At 72.9% G+C, this 21,392-nt stretch carries 18 protein-coding genes and 1 rRNA gene; 15 read left to right on the forward strand and 4 right to left on the reverse strand.

Going from position 1 to position 21,392, the window contains the following annotated elements; translation table 11 throughout:
• Both rrf and ACWF79_RS29385 read left to right on the forward strand, forming a co-directional pair.
• A 5S ribosomal RNA gene (gene rrf, locus ACWF79_RS29380) occupies positions 1–92 on the forward strand; the annotation flags it as partial.
• 1,083 nt (positions 93–1,175) lie between these two features.
• The gene (locus ACWF79_RS29385) at positions 1,176–1,982 is read left to right on the forward strand and encodes a hypothetical protein (protein WP_453731229.1); all 807 of its coding nucleotides are present in this window, start codon (positions 1,176–1,178) and stop codon (positions 1,980–1,982) included.
• Positions 1,983–2,034: 52 nt separating this feature from the next.
• Here ACWF79_RS29385 and ACWF79_RS29390 read toward each other — a convergent pair whose 3' ends face one another.
• Positions 2,035–3,309, reverse strand: a complete 1,275-nt coding sequence (locus tag ACWF79_RS29390) for a DUF1015 domain-containing protein (RefSeq protein ID WP_453731193.1) — start codon at positions 3,307–3,309, stop codon at positions 2,035–2,037.
• A gap of 86 nt (positions 3,310–3,395) precedes the next feature.
• On the opposite strand from ACWF79_RS29390, the gene ACWF79_RS29395 reads away from it, so the two are divergent.
• The 4 genes from ACWF79_RS29395 (at position 3,396) to ACWF79_RS29410 (ending at position 7,513) form a co-directional block, all read left to right on the forward strand.
• Positions 3,396–4,466, forward strand: a complete 1,071-nt coding sequence (locus ACWF79_RS29395; RefSeq protein WP_453731230.1) for an HAD hydrolase-like protein — start codon at positions 3,396–3,398, stop codon at positions 4,464–4,466.
• A 61-nt stretch (positions 4,467–4,527) separates the two neighbouring features.
• Positions 4,528–5,583: a FecCD family ABC transporter permease gene (locus ACWF79_RS29400; protein ID WP_453731194.1), complete on the forward strand. Its 1,056-nt coding sequence runs from the start codon at positions 4,528–4,530 to the stop codon at positions 5,581–5,583.
• The gene (locus ACWF79_RS29405) at positions 5,580–6,629 is read left to right on the forward strand and encodes a FecCD family ABC transporter permease (protein ID WP_453731195.1); all 1,050 of its coding nucleotides are present in this window, start codon (positions 5,580–5,582) and stop codon (positions 6,627–6,629) included. Before ACWF79_RS29400 ends, ACWF79_RS29405 begins: the two co-directional genes overlap by 4 nt.
• Before the next feature lie 53 nt (positions 6,630–6,682).
• Complete coding sequence (locus tag ACWF79_RS29410) at positions 6,683–7,513, forward strand: ABC transporter ATP-binding protein (RefSeq protein ID WP_453731196.1); 831 nt, start codon at positions 6,683–6,685, stop codon at positions 7,511–7,513.
• Here ACWF79_RS29410 and ACWF79_RS29415 read toward each other — a convergent pair.
• Entirely contained in the window at positions 7,502–7,849 is a 348-nt protein-coding gene (locus ACWF79_RS29415; RefSeq protein WP_453731197.1) for an SCP2 sterol-binding domain-containing protein, read from the reverse strand. The genes ACWF79_RS29410 and ACWF79_RS29415 overlap by 12 nt on opposite strands.
• 43 nt (positions 7,850–7,892) lie before the next feature.
• Here ACWF79_RS29415 and ACWF79_RS29420 point away from each other — a divergent pair, with 43 nt between their 5' ends.
• The 6 genes from ACWF79_RS29420 (at position 7,893) to ACWF79_RS29445 (ending at position 13,847) form a co-directional block, all read left to right on the forward strand.
• Positions 7,893–8,270, forward strand: a complete 378-nt coding sequence (locus tag ACWF79_RS29420; RefSeq protein ID WP_453731198.1) for a hypothetical protein — start codon at positions 7,893–7,895, stop codon at positions 8,268–8,270.
• Between the two features lie 7 nt (positions 8,271–8,277).
• Positions 8,278–9,093, forward strand: coding sequence for a TlyA family RNA methyltransferase (locus ACWF79_RS29425; protein WP_453731199.1), 816 nt, complete (start codon positions 8,278–8,280; stop codon positions 9,091–9,093).
• Positions 9,090–10,019 carry an NAD kinase gene (locus tag ACWF79_RS29430; RefSeq protein ID WP_453731200.1) on the forward strand — a complete coding sequence of 310 codons (930 nt, stop codon included), beginning with the start codon at positions 9,090–9,092 and terminating at the stop codon, positions 10,017–10,019. Before ACWF79_RS29425 ends, ACWF79_RS29430 begins: the two co-directional genes overlap by 4 nt.
• Positions 10,020–10,156: 137 nt before the next feature.
• On the forward strand, positions 10,157–11,875 hold the full coding sequence (gene recN, locus ACWF79_RS29435) for a DNA repair protein RecN (RefSeq protein ID WP_453731231.1): 1,719 nt from the start codon (positions 10,157–10,159) through the stop codon (positions 11,873–11,875).
• Between the two features lie 70 nt (positions 11,876–11,945).
• On the forward strand, positions 11,946–12,671 hold the full coding sequence (locus tag ACWF79_RS29440) for a hypothetical protein (RefSeq protein WP_453731201.1): 726 nt from the start codon (positions 11,946–11,948) through the stop codon (positions 12,669–12,671).
• Between the two features lie 90 nt (positions 12,672–12,761).
• Positions 12,762–13,847, forward strand: a complete 1,086-nt coding sequence (locus ACWF79_RS29445) for a glycosyltransferase family 4 protein (protein WP_453731202.1) — start codon at positions 12,762–12,764, stop codon at positions 13,845–13,847.
• Positions 13,848–14,024: 177 nt separating this feature from the next.
• On the opposite strand, the gene ACWF79_RS29450 is transcribed toward ACWF79_RS29445, so the two are convergent.
• Complete coding sequence (locus ACWF79_RS29450) at positions 14,025–15,647, reverse strand: PucR family transcriptional regulator (protein ID WP_453731203.1); 1,623 nt, start codon at positions 15,645–15,647, stop codon at positions 14,025–14,027.
• 161 nt (positions 15,648–15,808) lie between these two features.
• Here ACWF79_RS29450 and ACWF79_RS29455 point away from each other — a divergent pair, with 161 nt between their 5' ends.
• Together ACWF79_RS29455 and ACWF79_RS29460 are read left to right on the forward strand one after the other, a co-directional pair.
• Positions 15,809–17,329, forward strand: coding sequence for an APC family permease (locus tag ACWF79_RS29455; protein WP_453731204.1), 1,521 nt, complete (start codon positions 15,809–15,811; stop codon positions 17,327–17,329).
• Positions 17,330–17,354: 25 nt separating this feature from the next.
• Positions 17,355–18,980, forward strand: coding sequence for a flavin monoamine oxidase family protein (locus ACWF79_RS29460; RefSeq protein WP_453731205.1), 1,626 nt, complete (start codon positions 17,355–17,357; stop codon positions 18,978–18,980).
• 1 nt (position 18,981) lies between these two features.
• Here the strand turns inward: ACWF79_RS29460 and ACWF79_RS29465 are convergent, their stop codons facing one another.
• Positions 18,982–20,370: an FAD-binding oxidoreductase gene (locus ACWF79_RS29465; protein ID WP_453731206.1), complete on the reverse strand. Its 1,389-nt coding sequence runs from the start codon at positions 20,368–20,370 to the stop codon at positions 18,982–18,984.
• A 154-nt stretch (positions 20,371–20,524) separates the two neighbouring features.
• On the opposite strand from ACWF79_RS29465, the gene ACWF79_RS29470 reads away from it, so the two are divergent.
• Entirely contained in the window at positions 20,525–21,385 is an 861-nt protein-coding gene (locus tag ACWF79_RS29470; RefSeq protein WP_453731207.1) for a hypothetical protein, read from the forward strand.
• The last annotated feature ends 7 nt before the right edge of the window (positions 21,386–21,392 follow it).

A 21,392-nucleotide genomic window follows, 5' to 3' on the forward strand; every position in this document is an offset into this window, starting at 1 on the left:
CGCCCGGTTACATTCCGAACCCGGAAGCTAAGCCTTTCAGCGCCGATGGTACTGCAGGGGGGACCCTGTGGGAGAGTAGGACGCCGCCGAACAATCTTTCAGGACCCTTGGTCCCAGCGTTCACGCTGGGACCAAGGGTCCTTTTGTTTTTCTGATTCTTTCCGAAGCGCGTCGGGGTGCCGACTGCGCGAGAATGACTGCAGTACCCGAAGACAGGAGTCACGCCGATGTCCACCAACTCTCCCGACGACCGTCCGGAGCGCGAGCCGCGTCGCAGGGACGGTGGCGACCGGGGCGGCTTCCGTGGCCCACGTCGTGACGACAACCGGGGTGGTGGCGGCTTCCGCCGTGACGACCGTCCGCGTGACGATCGCCGTGATGACCGTCCGTCGTTCCGTCGGGACGACCGTCCCCGCGACGACCGTCGTGATGACAACCGTGGCGGTGGCTTCCGCCGTGACGACCGGCCCCGCGACGACCGTCGTGATGACAACCGTGGTGGTGGGTTCCGTCGTGACGACCGGGGCGGTGGCTTCCGTCGCGATGAGAACCGTGGCGGTAGCTTCCGGCGCGATGACCGCCGCGAAGAGCGTCCCTCGTTCCGTCGTGACGACCGTCCTGACAGCCGTGGCGGTGGTTTCCGCCGTGACGACCGTCCGCGTGACGACCGGCGTGATGACCGTCCGTCGTTCCGTCGGGACGACCGTCCCCGCGACGACCGTCGTGACGACAACCGTGGCGGTGGCTTCCGCCGTGACGACCGTCCCCGTGACGACCGTCGTGACGAGCGGCCGGCCTTCCGTCGTGACGACAACCGCGGTGGTGGGTTCCGTCGGGACGACCGGCCGCGTGACGACCGTCGTGACGAGCGTCCCTCGTTCCGTCGGGACGACCGTCGTGACGACAACCGTGGCGGTGGCTTCCGCCGTGACGACCGGCCCCGTGACGACCGGCGTGATGACCGTCCGTCGTTCCGTCGGGACGACCGTCCCCGCGACGACCGTCGTGACGACAACCGCGGTGGTGGCTTCCGTCGTGACGACCGGGCCCGTGGGCCCCGTCGTGACGACCGGCGTGACGACAGCCGGGGTGGGTACCGCGGGCGGGACGACAACCGGGGTGGCTACGGGCGGCGTGACGACCGTGACCGGCCCGACCGGGCGCCGATCAAGCGGCTGCCGATCCCGCCGGAGGTCACCGGTGAGGAGATCGACGACGATGTGCGCCAGGAGCTCATGAGCCTGCCCAAGGGGCTCGCCGAGGATGTCGCGCGTAACCTCGTCATGGTCGCCGACCTGATCGACGAGGACCCGGAGCAGGCCTACGCGTACTCGCGTATCGCCCTGCGGCTCGCCTCGCGTGTCGCCGCCGTCCGCGAGGCCGCCGGTTTCGCCGCGTACGCCACGCAGAAGTACTCCGAGGCGCTGGCCGAGTTCCGGGCCGCGCGGCGGATGACGGGTGGTGTCGAGCTGTGGCCCGTGATGGCCGACTGCGAGCGCGGCATGGGCCGGCCCGAGCGGGCGCTCGCCATGGCCGGTGAGCCCGAGGTGCAGAAGCTGGACAAGGCCGGGCAGGTCGAGATGCGGCTCGTCGCCGCCGGTGCCCGTCGCGACATGGGGCAGCTGGACGCCGCCATCGTGACGCTGCAGAGCCCCGAGCTCGCGTCCACCGCCGTTCACCCGTGGACCGCGCGCCTGCGGTACGCCTACGCGGACGCGCTGCTCGCGGCCGGTCGTGAGACCGAGGCCCGTGAGTGGTTCGCCAAGGCGCTGGAGGCGGACAAGGACGGGGCCACGGACGCCTCCGACCGCCTCGCCGAGCTGGACGGTGTCGAGTTCGTCGACGCCATCGACGAGTTGGACGAGGACGAGGACGCGGACGGAGTCGACGCCGGCTCTGCTGACGTCGCCGGTCCGGCCGACGAGGACGACCAGGCCGACGAGGCCGACGAGGACCGGGACGACCGGGACGACCGGGACTGATTGTGTGCGAAAGGGCGGCACCCCCTCGGGGGTGCCGCCCTTTTTCATGCCCTCAGTCGAGTGCCAGGCTTCTGAGCACCAGGCCCGTCGCCGGCTTCGGGCCGAACGACGTCGATTTGCGGGGCATGGTGACGCCTTGCCGTGCCAGGTCCCGTACGACGTCCTCCCGTACGGGATGCATGAGCACCGCCGTACCGCCCCGGCGTTCCGCCTGGGCGACGGCCGCCTCGGTGTCGTGGATGTAGCTGATGTCCTCGGGGGCGTCCGGGATGTGCCAGAGGTGGTCGAGGAGCGTGGCGTGCAGGACCGTGGCGTCCAGGGTGCGCCAGGCCTGCGGGCGGTCCGCCGGGATCGTGCGGGCGAGGAGTTCCGGGTCGGGACGGTCCACCAGGTGGAAGGCGCCGTCGCCGGCGAGGAGGAAGGCGTTGCCGTCCGAGGCGGCGGACGCCAGGGCCTCCATGGCCTCCGGCAGGGCGGCGTCGACGGTCCGGACCCGGAAGTCGTCGCCGAGGGCGGCGAGGGCGTCCGCCACGGGGAGGCGGTTGAGGAGGCGGTGGATGGCGCGGACGCGCAGGGGGTAGCGGGCCGTGTCGATGAGGAGGACGAGGCCGTAGTTCCAGGGGCCGGGCTGGGCGTGTTCCTCGCGGAGGCGGAGGTACGTCGCCCAGCGGTGGTGGCCGTCGGCGATCAGCGCCTGGTGCTCGGCCAGGCCGGCGGAGACCAGCGCGAGTTCGGCCGGGTCCGTGACCGCCCAGAGGCGGTGGCTGAAGCCGTCCTCGGTCGTGGTGGCCAGGAGGGGGGCGCGCCGGACGGTGCGTTCGATGACGTCGGCCGCTCCGTTGCCGTTGCCCCGGTAGGTGAGGAGGAGCGGTTCCAGGTTGGCGGCGGTGGTCCGCATCAGGGCGGCGCGGTCCTCGACGACGTGCGGCATGACGTCCTCGTGGGGCAGGACGATGCCCTCGGCCGGGGTGGAGAGTTCCAGGGCGCCGATGATGCCGCGCTGCAGGAGGCCGTCGCCGCTCTGCTCGTACACGTACAGCGCGGGCTCGGGGTCGGGCGCGAGGACGCCGTCCGCGAGCCAGCGGTCGAGGGTGACGGCGGCCTTGCGGTGGCGGGTGCCCGGGCTGAGGGCCTGCGGCAGGATCAGCCGGACGATGTTGTGGGGGTCGGCGGACTCGAGGTGGTGGAGCCCGTCGGGCCGGACGACGACGTCGTACGGGGGCGAGGTCACGGCGGCCAGGCTGCCGACCCGTTCGGGGACGTAGCGGAGTCCCCGGAAGGGGACCAGGCGCAGACCGTCTTCGGCCGCATGACCACGGGTGTTCATTGAGCAATCGTAAGTGCGCGGTGGCAATGAGCGATGATCGGGGGAGCGGGGACGGTCGGCCGACGGGTGAGGAGTACGTGGTGGGTATGGGTGACGGTGGTCAGGGTGGGCGGCCCAGGCGGGTGCCCGGTGGCAGTGTGGCGGCGCTGAGCGAGGCGTACGACACGGCGCTGCTCGACCTGGACGGTGTCGTGTACGCGGGCGGCGAGGCGATTCCGCACGCCGTCGACGCGCTGGCGGCCGCCCGGGCCGGCGGGATGCATCTCGCGTACGTCACCAACAACGCGCTGCGGACGCCGGACGCGGTGGCCGCGCACCTCACCGAACTGGGGGTGCCGGCGGAGGCCGGGGACGTCATCACGTCCGCGCAGGCGGTGGCGCGCCTCATCGCCGACGAAGTGCCCGCCGGTTCGCCGGTGTTGGTCGTCGGCGGGGAGGGGCTTCGGGTGGCGCTGCGCGAGCGGGGCCTGGAGCCGGTGGAGTCGGCTGACGTGGCGGGACTGGCGGCCGTGGTGCAGGGATACGGCGGGCCGGACATGCCGTGGTCGCGGTTCGCGGAGGCGGGCTACGCCGTGGCGCGGGGTGTGCCGTGGTACGCCTCGAACACCGACCTGACGATTCCGGGGGCGCGGGGGATCGGGCCGGGGAACGGGGCGGCGGTGGAGGTCGTACGGATCGCCACCGGCGGTGTCGTGGACCCGAAGGTGGCGGGGAAGCCGCTGCCGCCGATGCACCGGGAGACGGTGCTGCGGACGGGGGCGGAGCGGCCGCTGGTGGTCGGGGACAGGCTGGACACGGACATCGAGGGGGCGTTCAACGGGGGCGTCGACTCGTTGTTGGTGTTCACCGGTGTGACGGATGTGGCGCAGCTGCTGGCGGCGGTGCCCGAGCACCGGCCGACGTATGTGTCGGCGGACCTGCGGGGGCTGTTGGTGGGGCAGCCGGATGTGGTGGCGACGGGTGGGGAGTTCGTGTGTGGCGGGTGGCGCGCCCGGGTGAGTGGGGGCGCGCTGGTGCTGGAGGGCGGTGACGCCGACGGGGGCGCGGTGGACGTCATGGACGGGGTGCGGGCGCTGTGCGGGGCGGCGTGGTCGGAGGCCGGGGCGGGGGCTTGCGGCTTGGACGCGGGGAAGGCGCTGGGGGTGTTGGGGATGTGACGGCGGGGAGGGGCGGGGCCCGCGGGGAGGAGGGGAAGATAGGGTAGGTTAACCTAACCTCGTGTTGGTCGAGACTTCCTCCCGAGCGAGCGCGGAGGCCACCGAAACCCCTCAGACGACGGGCCGCAGGCATTCCGTGCGGGCGTTCGGGCTGGTCGTGGGCGTCGTGGTGCTGCTGCTGGTCTGTGTCCTGAGCATCGTGGTCGGCGCCAAACCGGTGCCGCTCGGCGATGTCTGGCACGGGCTGTTCCAGAACACCGGTACCGGGAACGACGTCATCGTCCATGACGTCCGTGTGCCCCGGACGCTGCTCGGGCTGTTGGTCGGCGTCGCCCTCGGGCTGTCCGGGGCCGTCATGCAGGGCCTCACCCGTAACCCGCTCGCCGAGCCCGGGCTGCTCGGCGTGAACGCCGGGGCCGCCGCGGCCGTCGTCTCCGCGATCGCGTTCCTCGGGATCACCGACGTCGACGCCTACGTCTGGTTCGCGTTCCTCGGCGCCGCCGTCGTCTCCGTTCTCGTGTACGTCCTCGGCGGCAGCCGCAGCGCCACGCCCGTGCGCCTCGCGCTCGCCGGGACCGCCGCCACCGCCGCGCTCTACGGGTACGTCAACGCCGTCCAGCTGCTCGACTCCGCCGCCCTCGACCGGCTCCGCTTCTGGACCGTCGGCTCGCTCGCCTCCGCCGACATGGACACCGTGCGCCGCGTGGCGCCCTTCATCCTCGTCGGCGTCGCCCTCGCCCTGCTGATCTCCCGGCCGCTCAACGCCATGGAGATGGGCGACGACACCGCCCGCGCGCTCGGCGCGAACCTCAACCGCACCCGCGTCCTCGCGATGGTCGCCGTCACGCTGATGTGCGGCGCCGCGACCGCCGCCTGCGGGCCGATCGTGTTCCTCGGGCTGATGGTTCCGTACCTCGTACGCGCCCTGACCGGCCCGGACATGCGCTGGATCCTTCCGTACGCCGCCGTCCTCTCGCCCGTCCTGCTCCTCGGCTCCGACGTGGTCGGCCGGCTCGTGGCCCGCCCCGCCGAGCTCCAGGTCGGCATCGTCACCGCGCTCGTCGGCGGACCCGTCTTCATCCATCTCGTACGCCGCAAGAGGATGGCCCAGCTGTGACGTCCAAGGCCGCCCCCACGCGCTCGATACGACCCGGCGGGGGGTTCTCCGTGCGGTACGAGCCCCGCGCCGCGCTCTCCGTGGTCGCGCTGCTCGCGCTCACCCTCGGCGCCGGGGTCGTGCTGATCGGCAGCGGAGACTTCCCCATCGCCCCCGGCGAGGTCGTCGCCACCCTCCTCGGCGACGGCACCCCCGTCCAGGAGTTCGCCGTCATGGACCTGCGGCTGCCGCGCGTCCTCGTCGCCGTCTTCGTCGGCGCCGCGCTCGGCATCGGCGGAGCCGTCTTCCAGTCGGTCTCCCGCAACCCGCTCGGCAGCCCCGACGTCATCGGCTTCGGCCAGGGCGCCACCGTCGGTGCCCTGGGCGTCATCGTCCTCTTCCAGGGCAGCGCCACGGCGGCCGCGGGCGGCGCCGTCGTCGGAGGCCTGATCACCGGCGCCGTGATCTACCTCCTCGCCTGGAAGCGCGGCGTCCACGGCTACCGGCTCGTCCTCGTCGGGATCGGCGCGGCCGCGATGCTCACCGCCGTCATCCACTTCCTCATCACCAAGGCCAACCTGGTCGACGCCACCCGCGCCACGGTCTGGATGACCGGCTCGCTGGAAGGGCGCGACTGGGCGCAGTTCTGGCCGCTGCTCGCCGTCTGCTGCGTGCTGATCCCGCTGGTCCTCGGGCACGGGCGGGCGCTACGGATGCTGGAGATGGGCGACGACTCCGCGTACGCCCTCGGCGTGCGGGTCGAGCGGGCCCGCATCGTGCTGATGGCCTCCTCCGTCGTGCTCGTCGCCGTGGCCACCGCCGCCGCCGGGCCCATCGTCTTCGTCTCCCTGAGCGCCCCGCAGCTGGCCCGCCGGCTGACCCGCTCGCCCGGCCCGAACCTCGCCGCCTCCGCCCTCATGGGCTCCGCGCTGCTGCTCGTCGCCGACTGGACCGCGACCAACGCCTTCGGCGACCGGCAGCTGCCGGTGGGAGTCGTCACCGGAGTCCTCGGCGGCTGCTATCTGCTCTGGCTGCTCGTCACCGAACGCAAGGCCGGGCGCATATGACGAAGACGGCGCAGATGGCCGACCCTCACGCGACACCACTCAGGAGTACCTCCATGGACCGTCAGGCCCAGCGGCTCACCGCCGAGTCGGTCACCCTCGCCTACGACCAGCGCGTCATCGCCCGCGAGCTGTCCGTCGCGATCCCCGACAACTCGTTCACCGTCATCGTCGGGCCCAACGCGTGCGGCAAGTCGACCCTCCTGCGCGCCCTCTCGCGGATGCTCAAGCCCTCGGAGGGCCGGGTGCTCCTCGACGGGCAGAGCATCCACAGCATGCCGGCCAAGAAGGTCGCAAGGACCCTCGGTCTGCTGCCGCAGTCCTCCGTCGCGCCCGACGGCATCACGGTCGTCGACCTGGTGGCCCGGGGCCGCTACCCGCACCAGGGTCTGCTGCGGCAGTGGTCGCCGGAGGACGAGCGGATCGTCCAGGAGTCGATGGCGTCCACGGGGGTCGCGGAGCTGGCGGAGCGGTACGTCGACGAGCTGTCCGGCGGCCAGCGCCAGCGGGTGTGGATCGCGATGGCGCTCGCCCAGCAGACCCCGCTGCTGCTCCTCGACGAGCCGACGACCTTCCTCGACATCCAGCACCAGATCGACGTCCTCGACCTGTGCGCCGAGCTGCACGAGTCCCAGGGCCGGACGCTCGTCGCCGTCCTCCACGACCTCAACCACGCGGCCCGGTACGCCACCCACCTCATCGCCTGCCGGGACGGCGAGGTCGTCGCGGAGGGGCCGCCGGCCGAGGTCGTCACGGCCGAGCTGGTCGAGCGGGTCTTCGGGCTCCGCTGCCAGGTCATCGAGGACCCGGAGACGGGAACGCCGCTGGTCGTGCCCGCGGGGCGGAAGGCGCGCGCCCAGCGGCGCCCGGCCGCGCTACAGAAGTGAGCGCAGTCTCAGCAGATCGCGGAAGCCGGCCTCCAGCCTGACCCGGCCGGAGCCCCAGGCCTTCGCGAAGTTCAGCTCGCCGTCCACCATCGCCACCAGGTCGTCGCCCGTCATCGCCAGGCGGATCTGCGCCTTGTCGGGCGGCGGGCCCGGGACCGTGTCCTGGACCCGGATCCGGCCGTCCGCGAGGCGGCCGGTGAACGTCGTGTCCAGGTCCGTGATGTGGCAGCTCAGGCTGCGGTCGAGCGCGGCGGCGCTGCGCACACCGCCGTCGGCGCGCGTGAGATTGTCCGAAAGTCTGTCGAGTGCGCTGCGGCACTCCTCGATCGTGGCCATCGCCGTCGACCGTACCCCAGAGCTTCGCGATAGCGTCGGGTACATGAACGACGTGACGGACGCAGCGCCGGAGGCGGACGCGGAAAGCGATCCGGGCCCTGCCGGTGCTCCTGGTGCTCCCGGCGCTCCGGACGAGGAGACGGGTTTCGAGACCGCCGCGCCCGCGCCTCTCGGCGTCGAGCGCGTTCCGACCGGCCGGGCCGTCGTGGACGCGCTCCTGGAGCGGCTGGCCGACGCCGATCGCCTCCCGGCGGACGGACACCTGGAGGTGTACGAGGATGTACACCGTGGACTGCGCGACGAGCTGACCTCGCTCGACGCCGTCCGCCCCGGTCCGGCCCCTGGTCCAGGACCGAACCCCGGGCCGACCCCCGGTCCCGGGCCGACACCGCCGACATCGTCGTACGACCTCAGGAGCTGAACCGAACGTGGCAGGAGTGGCACGCCGCCGTCTGGACGCCGAGCTGGTGCGCCGGAAGCTCGCCCGCTCGCGCGAGCACGCCAGCCAGCTGATCGCGGCGGGGCGGGTGAGCGTCGGCAAGACGGTCGCGACCAAGCCCGCCACGCAGGTCGAGACCGCCGCGGCCATCGTCGTCGCCCAGGACGACGCCGACCCCGACTACGTCTCGCGCGGCGGCCACAAGCTCGCCGGGGCGTTCGCCGCCTTCGTACCGCGGGGGCTGAAGGTCGAGGGGCGGCGGGCGCTGGACGCGGGCGCGTCGACCGGCGGCTTCACGGACGTCCTGCTCCGGGCGGGCGCCGCGCACGTCGTCGCCGTCGACGTCGGCTACGGCCAGCTCGCCTGGTCCCTGCAGAGCGACGACCGGGTCACCGTCAAGGACCGGACGAACGTACGCGAGCTGACCCTCGACGCCATCGACGGAACCCCCGTCGACCTGGTCGTCGGCGACCTCTCCTTCATCCCGCTCGGCCTCGTGCTCCCCGCCCTGGTGCGCTGCACGGCGCCCGACGCGGACCTCGTGCTGATGGTCAAGCCGCAGTTCGAGGTCGGCAAGGAGCGGCTCGGTACCGGCGGAGTCGTCCGCAGCCCCGAGCTGCGCGCGGACACCGTACGGAACGTGGCGCGGCAGGCGGCCGAGCTCGGGCTCGGGGTGGTCGGCGTGACAGCGAGCCCCCTGCCCGGCCCCTCCGGCAACGTCGAGTACTTTCTGTGGCTGCGGGCAGGGGCGCCCGCGCTGGATCCGGCGGATGTCGACCGCGCCGTGGCGGAGGGACCTCGTTGAGCTCAACGACCGCACCACCCGCACCTGTTACGGGTGCTCGTACTGTCTTCCTGCTCGCGCACACAGGCCGCCCGGCCGCCGTGCGCAGCGCCGAACTCGTCGTCCTCGGGCTGCTTCGCAGCGGGATCGGCGTCCGGGTCCTGGAGGCGGAGGCGGCCGATCTGCCGCTGCCGCCGTCCGTGGAGACCGTGCCCGAGGCCTGCACCGACGCGCTGGAGGGCTGCGAGCTGCTCGTCGTCCTCGGCGGTGACGGGACGCTGCTGCGCGGCTCGGAGTTCTCACGGGCGTCCGGCGTGCCCATGCTCGGGGTCAACCTGGGCCGGGTCGGCTTCCTCGCGGAGGCCGAGCGCGACGACCTCGACAAGGTCGTCGACCGGGTCGTGACCCGGGCGTACGAGGTCGAGGAGCGCATGACCCTCGATGTCGTCGTGTACGAGAACGGCGACGTGCTGCACCGGGACTGGGCGCTGAACGAGGCGGCCGTGCAGAAGGTCTCCCCGGAGCGGATGCTGGAGGTCGTGCTCGCCATCGACGGCCGGCCGGTCACCGGGTTCGGCTGCGACGGAGTGATCTGCGCGACCCCGACCGGCTCGACGGCGTACGCCTTCTCGGCCGGCGGGCCGGTGATCTGGCCCGAGGTCGAGGCGCTGCTCATGGTGCCGATCGGGGCGCACGCGCTGTTCGCCAAGCCGCTCGTGACGACGCCGGAGTCGGTGCTCGCGGTGGAGGTCGAGCCGCACACGCCGCACGGCGTGCTGTGGTGCGACGGCCGGCGGACGGTCGAACTCCCGGCGGGCGCGCGGGTCGAGGTCCGGCGGGGCGAAGTGCCGGTGCGGCTCGCCCGGCTGCACCACGCCTCGTTCACGGACCGGCTGGTGGCGAAGTTCGCGCTCCCGGTGTCGGGGTGGCGGGGCGCGCCGCACTGAGGTGGCCGGGCACCCTCGTGGCGTCCCACCCCCACGGGTGACAGCTACGCGTCCGACCTGCGGGTTCGCCGTGTTCCGGCAGGGGCCGTCGCACAGGTGGGGCCGGACCTCGTAAGGTCTTCCCCGTGTTGGAGGAGATGCGGATACGGTCGCTCGGGGTCATCGACGACGCGGTGGTCGAGCTGTCGCCCGGTTTCACCGCGGTGACGGGTGAGACCGGTGCGGGCAAGACGATGGTCGTGACGAGCCTGGGGCTGCTGCTCGGCGGGCGCGCCGACGCCGCCCTGGTGCGGATCGGCGCCGGTTCGGCCGTTGTCGAGGGGCGGATCACGCTGCCCGAGGGCACGGGCGTCGCCGTGCGCGCCGAGGAGGCGGGCGCCGAGCTGGACGACGGCGCGTTGCTCGTCAGCCGGACGCTCTCCGCCGAGGGGCGCTCACGGGCCCACCTCGGCGGGCGTTCGGTGCCGGTCGGGCTGCTCGCCGAACTCGCCGACGAACTCGTCGCCGTGCACGGCCAGACCGACCAGCAGGGCCTGCTCAAGCCCGCCCGGCAGCGCGGGGCGCTCGACCGGTACGCGGGCGAGGCCGTCTCCGTACCGCTGGCCGCGTACACGGACGCGTACCGGCGGCTGCGGGCCGTCGTCGCCGAGCTGGACGAGATCACCACCCGGGCACGGGAGCGGGCCCAGGAGGCCGACCTGCTGCGCTTCGGGCTCGGCGAGATCGAGGCCGTCGAGCCGCTGGCCGGGGAGGACGTCGAGCTGGCCGCCGAGGCGGAGCGGCTCGGGCACGCCGAGGCCCTCGCCTCCGCCGCCGCGCTCGCGCACGCGGCGCTGGCGGGCCAGCCCGAGGACCCGGAGGCCGTCGACGCGACGACCCTGGTCGCGGGGGCCGGGCGCGCCCTGGAGGCCGTACGGTCGCACGACCCGGCGCTCGCCTCGCTCGCGGACCGGATGGGCGAGATCTCGATCCTGCTCGCCGACGTGGCCGGGGAACTGGCCGGCTACGCCGACAACCTGGACGCGGACCCGCGCCGCCTCGCGGCCGTCGAGGAGCGGCGCGCGGCGCTGACGCAGCTCACCCGGAAGTACGGCGAGGACGTCGCCGCGGTCCTGGCGTGGGCGCAGGAGAGCGCGGCCCGGCTCACCGAGCTGGAGGGCGACGACGACCGGATCGGCGAACTGACCGCCGAGCGGGACGCGCTGCGGGCCGAGCTGTCCGTCCTCGCGCAGGCGCTCACCGACGCGCGTACGGAGGCGGCCGCCCGGTTCGCCGACGCCGTCACCGCCGAACTGGCCTCGCTCGCCATGCCCCACGCGCGCGTGTCGTTCGCCATCAGCCAGACCGAGGACCCCGACGGTGTCGAGGTCGGCGGCCGCCGGGTCGCGTACTCGCCGTCCGGCGCCGACGAGGTCGAGCTGCTCCTCGCCCCGCACCCGGGCGCGCCGCCGCGGCCGATCGCGAAGGGCGCGTCCGGAGGCGAGTTGTCCCGCGTGATGCTGGCGGTTGAGGTCGTCTTCGCGGGTACGGACCCGGTGCCGACGTACCTCTTCGACGAGGTCGACGCGGGCGTCGGCGGCAAGGCGGCCGTGGAGATCGGCCGGCGGCTGGCGAAGCTCGCCAAGACCGCGCAGGTCGTCGTGGTCACCCACCTTCCGCAGGTCGCGGCCTTCGCCGACCGGCAGCTGCTGGTGGAGAAGACCAACGACGGCTCCGTGACCCGCTCCGGCGTCACCGTCCTGGAGGGCGAGGACCGCGTCCGCGAGCTGTCGAGGATGCTGGCGGGCCAGGAGGACTCGGAGACGGCCCGCGCCCACGCGGAGGAGCTCTTGGCCACGGCGCGGGCGGAGGGCTGACGGAGCCCGCCGTGGGCGGCCCTCGGGGGCGCTCGCCCCACCCGCGTGGCCGCCGCCTACGCTGGGGCGCATGATCGGGAAGCTGGGCAGGGCCGGGGCGTTCGTGCTGGCCGCGGGGGTCGGCCGGGCCGTGTACGGGGCGCTGCGGCGGCGGGACGACCCGCGGTGGCGGCGAGAGAACCATGCCGGGCGGAGCGTCGACCTGTACGCCGGTCCCGCCACCGCCCTCGGCGCCGCCGTGGCGACGGGGAATCCGCCGGTCGCCTTCGCCGTGCTGGCCGCCGGGGCCTGTGGGGCGTACGACGACTGGAAGGGCGACGGGCGGCGGGGCTTTCGGGCGCATCTCGGGGCTCTGCGGGGCGGAGAGGTGACCAGCGGGGTCGTGAAGCTCGTCGGGGTCGGCGCGGCCGGGCTCGTGGCCGGGGCGGTGCTCAAGGAGCGGCCCGTCGACAAGGTCCTGGCCGGTGTCGTGATCGCGGGGACCGCGCACCTCGTCAACCTCGTGGACGTCGCCCCCGGGCGCGCCGCGTTGACGGTGCTCGGGCTCGGCGCGCCCGGGCTGCTGCGCGGGTCGCTCGCCGCCGCGCCGATGGGCGCCGCGGCCGCCGTCCTCGCCGACGACCTCGGCGAGCGGACCATGCTGGGCGACACGGGCGCGCACGCGCTCGGCGCCGCCATCGGCGCGGCGATCGCCGCGCAGAACGGACGGCTCGGACTCACCGTCCACGCGGTCGGGCTCGTCGCGGCAGCGGCGTACGGAGACCAGGTCAGTACTCTCGCGCGCTCACCCGTGTGAGTGATAGCGCGCGGCGAGTTGAGGCCTCGGACACGGCCACGACGGGGCTTCGGTGCCGGAACGTGCGTACGGACTGGCATCCTTGGGCCCGTGACACAGCTCCGTACGGTCCAAGTGCTGGGCGGCGGCAGCGCGGGCAGTAGCGCTCACGTCCGATCACTTGCCTCGGGGCTCGTGGCGAGGGGCGTGCGGGTGACCGTGTGCGCCCCCGTCGAACTCGACCACGCCTACGACTTCGTCGGCGCCGGCGCGCACTTCGTGCCCGTCCCGCGCCGCAACGACCCCGCGACGGTCGCGCAACTCCGCAACGCGTGCATCGGCGCCGACGTCGTGCACGCCCACGGGCTGCACGCCTCGGTGCGGGCGACGCTCGCGCTGTCGGGCGGGGTGCGAGGGCCCGCGCTGGTCACGACATGGCACACGCGCAACCACGTGGACGGGGCGCGCGGTGGGCTGTTGCGGCTGCTCGAACGAAGGACGGCGCGGGCGGCCGCCGTCGTCCTCGGGACCTCCTCGGAGCTGGTCGACCGGGCGCGGCGGCGCGGGGCCCGTGACGCGCGGCTCGCGCCCGTGACGGTGCCCGCGTCAAGGGCGCCGGTCTGTCTGCACGACGGCAAGGCGCGGGCGGAACTGGGGGCCGTGGACCGCCCGTTGCTGATGGCGGTTGGTGCGCTGGTGCCCGAGCGCGGTTACGACTTGCTGCTCGACGCGGCGCGGGAGTGGCGGGACATGGACCCGCAGCCGCTGCTGGTGATCGCGGGGGAGGGGCGCGAACGGGCCGCGCTGCAACGGCGGATCGAGGCCGAGGGGCTCGCGGTCCGGCTGATCGGGCGCCGGGACGACGTGGCGGAGTTGCTGGCGGCGGCGGACGTGGCGGTGCTGCCGTCGCGTTGGGAGGCCCGCGCCCTGCTGGCGCAGGAGGCGCTGCGGCTCGGTGTGCCGCTGGTCGCGACCGCGGTGGGCGGGGTGCCGGAACTGGTCGGCGACGCGGCGGAGTTGGTGCCGTGGGGGGACGCGGGGGCCCTGGCGGCGGCGGTGCGAGGCTTGTTGGAGGACACGGACCGGCGGATGGACCTGGCGGCGGCGGGGCGGGTGCAGGCGCGGACGTGGCCCACGGAGGACGAGACGATCGCGCATGTGCTGAGCGTGTACGACGAGTTGACGGGGCGGCGCTGAGGCGGTGGCCGGGGCGGTTCCCTCCGGCCCCGCCGCTGCGACGGTGGCCGGGGCGGTTCCCCCCGCCCCGCCGCTGCGACAGTGGCCGGGGCGGTTTCCCCGCCCCGCCGCTGCGACGGTCCGGAGCGAGGGGAACCGGCCCGGCCCTCCCCGGTGTGAGCTGGGTGGTTCGGCGGGTCAGGGCGTGTGGCGTCTGGCTCGGAGGGCCAGGGAGAGGGCCAGGACGGTCTGGGGGTCGTCCAGGTCCGTGCCGAGGAGTTCGGAGATGCGCGCCAGGCGGTTGTAGAGCGTCTGCCGGTTGAGGTGGAGTTCGCGGGCCGTCTCCGCCTTGCGGCCCGCGTGGGCCAGGTAGGTCTGAAGGGTGGGGAGCAGCGGGGGCCGGGAGGTCCGGTCGTGGTCCCGCAGCGGGCCGATCGCCCGGTCCACGAAGGCCGCGAGGTCCGGGTGGTCGCGCAGGCGCCAGAGCAGCAGGTCGATGTCCAGGCGGCGCGCGTCGTACCAGGGGCGGTCCGAGAGGCCCTGCGCCGCCGTCGCCGTCTCTGCCGCGTGCCGAAGGGACGCCGACGCCGCCGCCCAGCTGCCCGCCACGCCCACCACGACCACCGGCGGGTGGCCGCCCCCGCGTTCCAGGCCCGCCCGCTCCACGCCCGCCCGCAGCGCCGCCGCGACCCGGTCGGCCACCGCCGTACGCTCCGACTCCGAGCGCAGGCCCAGCAGCAGCGGCACCCGGCCTTCCACCGGGCGTACGCCCAGCAGGACCGGGACGCCCACCGAGGACAGCTCCTCCAGGACCGCCCTCGCCAGCAGCGCCCAGTTGCCCGACGGGGACAGCTCGGACGCCAGGCGCATCACGACCGGAAGGAGCGGGCCGTCGCCCGGGCGGAAGCCCAGGACCCGGGCCTGCGCCGGAGCGTCCTCCGCCGTGATCCGGCCCTCCGCCAGGTCCGTCAGGAAGTCGCCCCGGCCCCGCGCCGCCAGCTCCTCCTCCTGCCGCGCCTGCATCAGGACGACCGCCAGGATCCCCGCCGCCCGCTCCGCCGCCATGCGGTGCACCTGGGACAGGGGACCGTCCACCGGCAGCAGCACCAGGCGCGCGCGGACCGCGCCCGTGCCCGGTCCGCCCCCGGGGACGTCCACCAGCACCGCACCCGTCGGCGGGCCCGACTCGCGCGCCGCCCGCTGGCCGCGCAGTCCGTCCCACACCTGGAGCGGGTCCGCCGCGCCCGACTCCGTACCCGCCGCGTACAGCAGCTGGCCGTCCGCCGTCTCCAGGAAGACCGGGTTCGCCGTGAAGTCCGCCAGGATCCGCAGCACCTGCGGCACTCCGCCGCCGCCCAGCAGCGCCTCCGTGCACTGCCGGTGGACCTCCTCCGCCTGCCGCAGCAGTGCGTAGTGGCCGTTCACGATCTCGGTGTGGATCTCCTCCGTGACCGCGACGAAGGGGACCTCCCGGTGCAGCTGCACCAGGGGCAGGCCCGCCGCTCGCGCCGTGTCGACGATCGTCCCCGGAAGGCGGGAGAACCTCGGGCCCAGCTCCACCACCAGCGCCGCGATGCCCCGGTCCGCCAGCCGGCGGACGAAGGCGCGCTGCTCCGCCGGGCGGGTCCCGAGCCCGAGGCCGGTCGTGAGCAGCAGCTCGCCGCCCTTGAGCAGCGACGCGATGTTCGGGACCTCGCCCGCGTGCACCCAGCGCACGGTCCGGTTCAGCCGGTCCGCGCAGGCGACCACCTCCGGGAGGCCGCTGCGGAGCCCGGGCAGCTCCAGCGCCCGCTGCACGGTGATACCGCCCTGACTGTCCATGGAGCCGGACGCTACCTCCGTCCATGTGTCGGCAACATCACCTCCTGGTCACGGCACCCGACACTTCGTCCATTCCGTCGACAACTCGTCGCCCCGGCAGGCCATTTGTGCGACTGCATGTCGATTGTGGTGTACGTCACGCCGGAGGATCCTCTCCGGCCATGGCAGAGAACCCCACCCCCGAGGTGCAGCGCCTCAAGGCGAACTCGGTCGGCCTCGTCGGCGTCGTCTTCATGGCCGTCGCCACCGCCGCCCCGATCACCGCGATGACAGGCAACCTTCCCATCGCCGTCGGCTTCGGCAACGGCACCGGCGCGCCCGCCGGCTACCTCTTCGCGACTCTTGTGCTGACCGTCTTCTCCGTCGGCTACGTGGCCATGGCCAAGCGCATCACCGCCGCCGGCGCCTTCTACGGATACATCTCACACGGCCTCGGCCGGATCGCCGGCATGGCCTCCGGCATGCTCGCCGTCCTCGCGTACATCGTCTTCGAGGCCTCGATCGTCGGTGTCTTCGCGTACTTCACCAAGACGACGGTCGCCGACCAGCTCGGAGTGGACCTGCCGTGGGTCGTGTACGCGGCGGCGATGCTGGCCGTGACCGCCGTCCTCGCGTACTTCGACATCAACCTCACCGCCAAGGCGCTCGGCGTGATGCTCATCGCCGAGATCGCGGTCCTGTTCGCCGTCGCGACCGCCGTACTGATCGCCGGCGGCGGCCCCGACGGCATACCGGTCGAACCCATCAACCCCGCCAACGCCTTCACCGGGGCCTCCGCCGGACTCGGTCTCTTCTTCGCCTTCTGGTCCTGGGTCGGCTTCGAGTCCACCGCGATGTACGGCGAGGAGTCCCGCGACCCCAAGCGCGTCATCCCCCGCGCCACCCTCGTCTCCGTCATCGGCGTCGGCCTGTTCTACATCTACGTCTCCTGGATGACCATCGCCGGGAACGGGCTCGCCGGGTCCGTGAAGCTGTCGTCCTCCGCCTCGCCCCTCGACCTGTTCTTCGCCCCCACCCAGTCCTTCATCGGCGCGTGGGCCGTCGACGCCTTCCAGTGGCTGCTGCTCACGGGCTCCTTCGCCTGCGGCATGGCCTTCCACCAGTGCGCCTCCCGCTACCTCTACGCCATCGGACGCGAGGGCTTCCTCCACCCGGCTCTCGGCCGTACGCACCGCCGGCACGGCTCTCCCTACATCGCCTCCTACGTCCAGAGCGCCATCGCGGTCCTGCTCGTCGGCGGCTTCTGGCTCACCGGCCAGGACCCGTACATCCACCTCTACACGCTGCTCGCGATCCTCGGCACGATGGCCATCCTCATCGTCCAGACCCTCTGCTCCTTCGCCGTCATCGGGTACTTCCGCAAGAACCACCCCGAGGACCGCCACTGGTTCAGGACGCTCACCGCGCCGCTGCTCGGCGGCCTGGGGATGACCGCCGTGGTCGTCCTTCTGATCATGAACATGGAGACCGCCGCCGGGCTCGCCGCCGACTCCCTGCTCTTCAAGGCGATCCCGTGGATCGTCGGCGCGGTCTTCTTCGGCGGCTTGGGGCTCGGCTTCTACCTCAAGGCCAGGCAGCCCGAGCGCTACGAGATCATCGGCCGGATCGTCCTGGAGGACGCGGCCGAGCGCGACGCCGACGAGCGAACCGCCCCCGCCCCAGCCGCCGTACCGCAGAGCTGAACCCTCACCCTCCCAGGAGCGCTCCATGGCACGCACCAATCCGATGCACCTCCTGAACCGCCTCGCCGCCGAGCACGCCGACGCCCGTCGACTGCGCCTCCCCGTCAGTGAGTTGAGGGGGCTCAGGTCCGACCCGGTCGGCCGCCGCTCCCTCCTGAAGTACGCCGCCGCGGCCGGAATCGCCGTCTCCGCGGGCACGGCCGTCGCCCGGCCCGCGGTGGCACGGGCCGTGACCCCCGCCCGCGTCGCCGTCGTCGGCGCCGGCATCTCCGGGCTCACCGCCGCCCTCACCCTCCAGGACGCGGGCGTCCGACCGACGCTGTACGAAGCAGATCCGGCCCGCGTCGGCGGCCGCATGTGGACCCAGCGGAGCCACTGGGCGTACGGGCAGACCTCCGAGATCGGCGGCGAGCTCATCGACACCAGCCACAAGAAGATGCTGGAGCTCTGCCGCCGCTTCGACCTGCCCGTCGAGGACTTCCTGGGCGGCGGACCCAAGGGCGCGGAGGAGGTCCTCTGGTTCGACGGGACGTACTACCCGCGCCACCAGGCCGACGAGGACTTCAACGCCGTCTACCAGTCCCTGCGCCGCGACCTGTCCGAGGCCGGTGAGGTGAAGTGGAACCAGTCCACGCCGACCGGCACCGCCCTCGACAACATGTCCATCCACGAGTGGATCGAGTCGAGGGTCCCCGGCGGCCACGCCTCGCCGCTCGGCCAGTTCATCGACGTCGCGTACAACGTCGAGTACGGCGCGGAGACCACCGAACAGTCCTCGCTCGCCCTCGTCCTGCTCATGGGCTACCAGACCAATCCGGGCAACTTCAACATCTGGGGTCTGTCCAACGAGCGCTACCACATCACCGGCGGCAACGACCAGCTCCCGAACGCCATCGCGGGCGCCCTCGCCCCCGGCACGCTGCGGCGGGGCTGGTCCCTGACCGCCGTACGCGCCAACGCGGACGGCACCCAGACCCTGACCTTCACCGAGGCAGGCGCCACCCGCACCGTCACCGCCGACCACACCGTCCTGTGCCTGCCGCTGCCGATCCTCAAGCAGCTCGACCTCACCCAGGCAGGGTTCGACCCGCTGATGAAGAACCTGCTGCGGGATGCCCGGATGGGCCACTGCACCAAGCTCAACATGCAGTTCGGCACCCGACCGTGGCGCGGTACCGGCGCCTGGCCCGGCGTCTCGGCCGGTGACTGCTTCACCGACACCGAGGTCCAACAGACCTGGGACACCACGAAGATCCAGGGCGGTACGGGAGGCATCCTCATCCAGTACGGCGGCGGCAACCTCGCCAAGGCCCTCACACCGGCGGGGCCCTTCTCCACCGAGTCCGACCCGTACGTACGGAGCCTGGTGACCCGGTACCTCGGCGGCATCGACGCCTTCTTCCCCGGGACCTCCCAGGCGTACAGCGGGCGTGCCCAGCTCTCCGCCTGGCACCGCCACCCGTACGCACTGGGCGCGTACTCCTGCTGGCCGGTCGGCTATCTGCACCGGTACGCCGGGTACGAGGGCACCGCCCAGGGCAACGTCCACATCGGCGGCGAGCACTGCAGCTACGACTTCCAGGGCTTCATGGAGGGCGGCGCCACCGAGGGCGAGCGGGCCGCGCGGGAGGTGATCGCGGCCCTGTCGTGAGTCACGCGGCCGGCGTGATGTTGTGGTTGAAGCGGAACACGTTGTCGGGGTCGTACGCGGCCTTGACGGCGGCGAGCCGGCGGTAGTTCTCGGCCCCGAAGCCCGAGACGACCCGGTCCTCGCCCTCGGAGCCGATGAAGTTCAGGTACACGGCTCCGGTCGACCACGGCCGCACGTCGGCCCGTACGTCCCGCACCCACTGCCTCGCCCGCTCGTCGTCCGCCGGGTCCTCCCAGGTCGCGAACGGGTGGACGGCCCAGGGCGAGGAGCGCCACGGGATCGGGTGGTCGGCGGGAGCGTTCGCCACGGCGCCGCCCATCATGAACAGCACGTGCTGGGTGGCCGTGGGCAGCGGGATCTGCTCGGCGCGGGCGCAGAAGACGTCCACGGCCTCGTCCGGGAACTCGGCCAGATACTCGGCCGACCAGTAGTTCCGCAGGCCCGGCGGGTCGTCGATCATGCACTGGAGATCCGCGTACGCGATGTCGGAGACCATCTCGATCACGGGCTTCAGGTCGATCAGCGGGGACGACAGCTCGCGGACCGCGGCGACCGGACCGGCGCAGGTGAACAGGGTGCCGCAGAGCAGCTTGCCGACGAGGTGCTCGGGGACGAACGGCTCGGGAGGTGCCGGGAGGTAGATGACCCCGCCGCCGATCTCGTCCGGGGCGCGGGCCGCGAGCTCCCGGAAGGTGCGGACCACCTCGGGCGCCGACTCGGGCAGGAAGAAGAGCATCGCGAAGCTCATCTCGGGAAGCTCGTGCAGGCGCAGGGTGAGCGAGGTCGCCACGCCGAAGTTCCCGCCGCCGCCGTGCAGCGCCCAGAACAGCTCCGGGTGCGTCTCGGCGTCCGTGTGCACGTGCTTGCCCTCGGCGGTGATCAGCTCCGCGGCGAGGAGGTTGTCACAGGCGAGCCCGAACTTCCGCTCCAGCCACCCCGATCCGCCGCCGAGCGTGAAGCCGCCGACGCCCGTGGTGGAGACCCGGCCGCCGGTGGTGGCCAGGTGGAAGGGCTGGGTCGCGCGGTCCAGATGGCTCATGGTCGCGCCGCCCTCGACCCGTACCGTCAGGTTCTCGGGGTCGGCGACGACCGCGTGCATCCGGCGCAGGTCGACGACGAGGCCGCCGTCGACGACGCACGTACCGGCGACGCTGTGTCCACCGCCGCGCACGGCGATGGGCAGCTCGGTCTCCCGGCCGAAGAGGACCGCGTTCGACACGTCCTCCGGCGTCGCGCACTGGGCGATGACGGCGGGCCGCCGGTCGATCATGCCGTTGTGGATCTTCCGCGCCTCGTCGTAGCCGCCGTCGCCCGGCACGTACACCTCACCGGCGAGATCCTCACGGAGCCCGGCGAGCGCGGCTTGCGGAACGCTGTCCTGGGGAGCCATGGGAGTGCCCCCCTTTCCTGGGGGGGGACAGGACCTCTTCAGCGTATTCCGGCCCGTTCGAACCCGCGCCCCGGCCGCTCGCTAGGATGCGGCGAGGGAGTTCGTGATCATGCAACCAGCCATGATCGCGACGTAGTTGCCGTGGGGGGCGGGGATGAGTGAGCTCTACGCAGACGGAGAAACCGACGTCGAGGAGACCACGCGACCCGAAACCCCCGAGCTCCCGGCCGCAGACGACTCCGACGAGCCCCTCGCACCGGTGGACGATGACGAGGTCGGCGACGGGGAGGGGGACCTGGAGGACGGGGACGACCCGGACACCGCGGAGCCGGACGCCCCTGCGGAGCCGGACGGTCTCGACGAGTCCGACGAGTCCGACGAGTCCGACGACGGCATGGAGGCCCGGTCGGAGGACGTCGAGCCTCTGGAGTCGGACGAGACCGAGGCCGAGACCGACGACGCGGAGGGCATCTCCGAGACCGACGCGAAGATCGCCGAGCTCGAGAAGCAGGGGCACGGGCCCCAGCGACACCTTCATCCGACCACGGAAGCCCTCAAAGACCGCACGGGTGAGCCGAAGACCGACGCGAACGACGACGTGGTCATCAAGAACAATGGGCACGTGCGGACCATCAACCATGTGAACCCGGAGACCGGCACCACTCAGGAGCCGACCGCGGACGGTGGGACCAAGCCGCATTTTTGCGGTGACTACGCGACAAAATTCTCGAATCCGGAGGATTATGTGCGCGCCGAGGAGTATCTGCGCGCGAAGGCGCTTGAATCCGGCGATCCGAAGGTCGAGGCCAGTATCGAGGATATTTTTGGCCCCGGAGACCACTCGGACAGGTTCGAGGGCTACTACGTGGACCCCAGCGATCCGCAGGCCGCAGACGATTCTGTGAACCACCTTCCCGTGGACTTCCAGGACGGCAGCATCTTTGCCGTCTATGACCGGGGCACGGGCGATCTCAAGACGATGTACCCCAGTCCCGAGCCGGGACGACACCCCTAGGAGACGT

It is taken from the genome of Streptomyces sp. NPDC054975, assembly GCF_053609105.1.

Excerpts from the sequence above, each read along its gene's own strand:
- ACWF79_RS29390 (WP_453731193.1), bottom strand. The coding sequence starts at position 3,309 with ATGAACACCCGTGGTCATGCGGCCGAAGACGGTCTGCGCCTGGTCCCC.
- ACWF79_RS29450 (WP_453731203.1), bottom strand. The coding sequence starts at position 15,647 with ATGGACAGTCAGGGCGGTATCACCGTGCAGCGGGCGCTGGAGCTGCCC.
- ACWF79_RS29470 (WP_453731207.1), top strand. The coding sequence starts at position 20,525 with ATGAGTGAGCTCTACGCAGACGGAGAAACCGACGTCGAGGAGACCACG.
- ACWF79_RS29440 (WP_453731201.1), top strand. The coding sequence starts at position 11,946 with ATGATCGGGAAGCTGGGCAGGGCCGGGGCGTTCGTGCTGGCCGCGGGG.
- ACWF79_RS29455 (WP_453731204.1), top strand. The coding sequence starts at position 15,809 with ATGGCAGAGAACCCCACCCCCGAGGTGCAGCGCCTCAAGGCGAACTCG.
- ACWF79_RS29465 (WP_453731206.1), bottom strand. The coding sequence starts at position 20,370 with ATGGCTCCCCAGGACAGCGTTCCGCAAGCCGCGCTCGCCGGGCTCCGT.
- ACWF79_RS29420 (WP_453731198.1), top strand. The coding sequence starts at position 7,893 with ATGAACGACGTGACGGACGCAGCGCCGGAGGCGGACGCGGAAAGCGAT.
- ACWF79_RS29415 (WP_453731197.1), bottom strand. The coding sequence starts at position 7,849 with ATGGCCACGATCGAGGAGTGCCGCAGCGCACTCGACAGACTTTCGGAC.
- ACWF79_RS29460 (WP_453731205.1), top strand. The coding sequence starts at position 17,355 with ATGGCACGCACCAATCCGATGCACCTCCTGAACCGCCTCGCCGCCGAG.
- recN (WP_453731231.1), top strand. The coding sequence starts at position 10,157 with ATGCGGATACGGTCGCTCGGGGTCATCGACGACGCGGTGGTCGAGCTG.
- ACWF79_RS29410 (WP_453731196.1), top strand. The coding sequence starts at position 6,683 with ATGGACCGTCAGGCCCAGCGGCTCACCGCCGAGTCGGTCACCCTCGCC.
- ACWF79_RS29395 (WP_453731230.1), top strand. The coding sequence starts at position 3,396 with ATGGGTGACGGTGGTCAGGGTGGGCGGCCCAGGCGGGTGCCCGGTGGC.